The sequence below is a fragment of the Caulobacter sp. B11 genome (genome assembly GCF_002737765.1).
In the GTDB taxonomy this organism is placed as follows: Bacteria; Pseudomonadota; Alphaproteobacteria; order Caulobacterales; family Caulobacteraceae; genus Caulobacter.
In genome coordinates this window covers 1-3,964 of record NZ_PEGG01000205.1, presented here as the reverse complement: position 1 = coordinate 3,964, position 3,964 = coordinate 1, and the positions used below count along the sequence as shown (strand labels likewise).

General features: G+C 70.7%; 2 protein-coding genes and 1 pseudogene. 1 reads left to right on the top strand and 2 read right to left on the bottom strand.

The features are described 5' to 3' along the window. Positions 1–188 precede the first annotated feature (188 nt). Positions 189–2,464 (top strand): annotated as a pseudogene (locus tag CSW58_RS09080) (glycoside hydrolase family 3 N-terminal domain-containing protein). A gap of 9 nt (positions 2,465–2,473) precedes the next feature. On the opposite strand, the gene CSW58_RS15930 reads toward CSW58_RS09080, so the two are convergent. Beyond that, a complete protein-coding gene (locus CSW58_RS15930) occupies positions 2,474–3,061 on the bottom strand; it encodes a lytic transglycosylase domain-containing protein (protein WP_099447069.1) in 588 nt (195 codons plus the stop codon). Between the two features lie 690 nt (positions 3,062–3,751). After that, positions 3,752–3,964 (bottom strand): SDR family oxidoreductase (locus CSW58_RS09065; RefSeq protein WP_143755144.1); only part of this gene is annotated, 213 nt, incomplete at its 5' end.

Sequence of the window (3,964 nt, the reverse complement as noted above, 5' to 3'; positions counted from 1 at the left end):
GCAGGGGCGCGCTGTCGCCCGCATGTCCGAGCCGAATGTCGATACGCCAGGCGGTGTCATCGTCGCGTCTTCCCTGATCCCTGTCTTCGCAACGCCTTGCTTGCCCCGAGGTCGCGCGACAGGCGGCTTTCGATTGCGTCGGCGGGCGTTTGTGCGAGTTTCGCACCGAAGTGTGCGCGGGGGAATCAATGGTTCGTGGGGGTCTGGATCGGCGCCAGCTGCTGGCGGGCGCCGCGGGTCTGGCGGGCCTGGCGCTGGGCGGCGCGGCGAGCGCGGCCGACGGGGGCTCGGCCCGGGTCGAGGCCCTGATCGCCCAGATGACCCTCGAGGAGAAGGCCGGCCAGCTCAGCTGCTTCGCCGACATGATCCGTCCGCCGGTCGGCGACATCAATCCGCTGGTCAATGTCCGCAACACCCAGGAGCTGCTGGCCGAGATCCGCGCCGGCCGCATCGGGACCCTGTTCAACGGCCTGGGCGTCGAGGGGCCGGCCTGGCCCAGACCGCCGCCGTCGAGCATTCGCGGCTGGGCATTCCGTTGCTGCTGGCCGGCGACGTGATCCACGGCTTCAAGACGGTGTTTCCCATTCCCCTGGCCGAGGCCAGCGCCTTCGATCCGCACCTGGCCGAGCGCACGGCGCGGGCGGCGGCGATCGAGGCCAGCTCGCACGGCCTGCACTGGACCTTCGCCCCCATGGTCGACGTGGCCCGCGACCAGCGCTGGGGCCGGGTCTCGGAAGGGGCGGGCGAGGACGTCTTCCTGGGCCAGATGCTGGCCCAGGCCCGGGTGCGCGGTTTCCAGGGCAAGGACCTGACCGCGCCCGACAGCCTGCTGGCCACCGCCAAGCACTTCGCCGCCTATGGGGCGGTGACGGCGGGCATGGACTACAATTCGGTCGAGCTGTCGGAAGCCGCCCTGCGCGAGACCCATCTGCCGCCGTTCCTGGCCGCCTTCGAGGCCGGCTGCCTGTCGGTGATGACCGCCTTCAACGACATCAACGGCGTGCCCGCCACCGCCAACCGCCATCTGCTCGACGACATCCTGCGTGGCGAGTGGAACTTCAAGGGCGTGACGATCAGCGACTATACCGCCGATCAGGAACTGGTCGCCCACGGCTTCGCCGTCGACGATCGCGACGCCGCCCGTCTGGCCATCCTGGCCGGGGTCGATATCAGCATGCAGAGCGGGCTCTATAACCGCTACCTGCCCGAGCTGGTCGCTGGCGGCGAGGTCCCCCTGGCGGTGATCGACGCCTCGGTGCGACGGGTGCTGATGCTGAAGGAGGCCCTGGGCCTGTTCGACCGGCCGTTCCGCTCGATCGATCCCAAGCTGCAGAACAGCCGCACCGCCACCCCGGCCCTGCGGGCCCTCAGCCGCGAGGCCGGCGCGCGCTCGATCGTGCTGCTGCGCAATGAGGGCGGGCTGCTGCCCCTGCCGCGGTCGGGCAAGCGCATCGCCCTGATCGGACCGTTCGCCGAGGACCGCGACAACATCCTGGGGCCCTGGTCGTTCTTCGGCGACAAGAGCCTGGGCGTCGATCTGGCCACCGGCCTGCGCGCCGGCCTGGACGACCCGGGCTGGCTGGTCATCGCCAAGGGCAGCGAGGTCGAGAGCGCCATTCCCGGCGGCATCGAGGCGGCCGTGGCCGCCGCCAACGCCGCCGATGTCGTGCTGCTGGCGATCGGCGAGAGTCAGAACATGTCGGGCGAGGCCCAGTCGCGCACCGATATCGGCCTGCCGCGCGCCCAGCATCTGCTGGCCGAGGCGGTGGCGGCGACCGGCAAGCCCGTCGTCGTCCTGCTGCGCCACGGCCGGGCCATGGTGCTCGAAGGCGCGGTCAAGGCGGCGCCGGCCATCCTGGCCACCTGGTTCCTGGGCACAGAGACCGGCAACGCCGTCGCCGACGTGGTGTTCGGGGCGGTCAATCCGTCGGGCCGGCTGCCGGTCAGCTTCCCGCACGAGAGCGGCCAGGAGCCCTTCGCCTACAATCATCGCAGCACCGGCCGCCCCGCGCCGCTGGCCCCCGAGAGCCAGGAATACAAGGCCCGCTGGCGCACCACCCGCAACGAGGCGGCCTACGCCTTCGGCCACGGGCTGGGCTATGCGCCGTTCGGTCTGAGCCACCTGTCGCTGTCGACCGAGCGCCTGGCCTGGAACGCCACCCTGACCATCGCCGCCCAGGTCGCCAATCTGGGCCAGGTCGCCGGCGAGCATGTCGTCCAGCTCTATATCCGCGACCGGGTGGCCAGCCGCACCCGGCCGGTGCGCGAGCTCAAGGGCTTCCAGCGGGTCGCCCTGCGGCCCGGCGAACGGCGCGAGGTCCGGTTCACCCTGCGGCGCGATCAGTTGATGTTCGTCGGCGAGGGCGACCGCTGGACGGTCGAGCCGGGCCGCTTCGACCTGTGGGTGGCCAGCAGCGCGGTGGACGGCCTGGCGGGGAGCTTCGAGCTGCTCGCCGCCGGCTGATCTGAGCCTTTAGCGGCCGTTGACGGCGGCGGTCAGGGCCATCCGGCCGAGGATGGCGGTCACATAGTTCTGGGTCTCGGCATAGGGCGGCACCCCGCCATGCCGGCGCACCGCGCCGGGGCCGGCGTTATAGGCGGCCAGGGCCAGTTTCACGTCGCCGCCGAACTGGGTCAGCATCTCGCTCAGATACCGCGCGCCGCCGCGGACGTTCTGGGCCATGTCGAACGGATTGACCCCCAGGCCCCGGGCCGTCGAGGGCAGCAGCTGCATGACGCCCACGGCGCCGCGCCGCGAGCGGGCCTTGTGCTGGAAACGCGATTCCTTCCAGGCCACGGCCTCGATCAGGGCTGGATCGACGGCATAGGCGGCGGCCGCCGCCGCGATCGCCTGACGCACGTCCTCGCGCGGGCCTTGGTCGGCGAGGGCCGCGGCCAGGATCTGCAGATAGGGTCGGGGGGCCGAGGGCAGGGAGACTTGGGCGTCTGCGGCCACGGGGACATCGCCGGCCACGGCCTCGGAGGGCGCGACGCCGGGGGCGTCTTCGAGAGGCGTCGCGTGGGCGACGCCGGTGGCGCAGGTGATGGCCAGGACAGCCATCAGAGCCGCACGTCGAAGAGATTCCAAGGTCAAGTTTTCGTGGCCTCACGCTTCAGAGGCGGCCTGACTACACGAGGATTAACCTTGAGAAAACCCGGATGATTGTCGCAGGCCGACGCTCAAGCTGCGGATAACATTGTTCTTTGTGCGTTTCTGAGCGCGTGGACGACACCCTTTCGGTCATCGCAATGCTCTGGGATAACTTGCTCAAGCCGTTGTGAGAGCGGGCGCGCCGCCCCGTGAGAGCCTTGCCCGCGTCGCGCCGCGGGCTCGTCGGGGGCGCGACGCTCGTCGCCGCCAAAAGAGCCGCGAACCGAACGAAGGCGTCGGGCGTTGTGGGCGCGATCATCTTGGATTGGACACATCCCTGTCGTGGAAATGCGCCACGTCGAGCCTATTGAGGCCTCGCGGCGACGACGGGTCTTCTCTGTGTAAAGGCGTTGGCATGGCTCTGCTGATTTGTGTCTCCCCCGCCCGTCAGGGCTGGTCGGTCCGGTCCGAGGCCCTCGGCCTGGACCTGGAATTCGAGCGGGGCGGTCGCGCCGAGCTGGCCGCCCGCGGCCTGGCGAGCGCCTGGCGGACCAGGGCCGCGACGCCGAGGTCCGCATCTTTCTGCGCGACGGGGCCCTGGCGGGACCTTTCCCTATCCGGCCCGTCCGCCCCTGGCCTGGGCCAGCTGAGGCGAGGCTCCTAAAGCGACTGGCCGTCGTCGACGCGGATCAGCGACCCGGTGATGAACTTCGCCCCGGGGCCGGCCAGCATAAGCAGGGCCTCGTCCAGCGCCGTCTCGTCCATCAGCCGCCGACGCGGAAAGGCGGCCACCTGGGCCCGGCCGCCGTCGGTGGCGAACCAGGCGTCATTGATCTCGGTCTCGATATAGCCGGGGCAAAGGGCGGGCGTTGA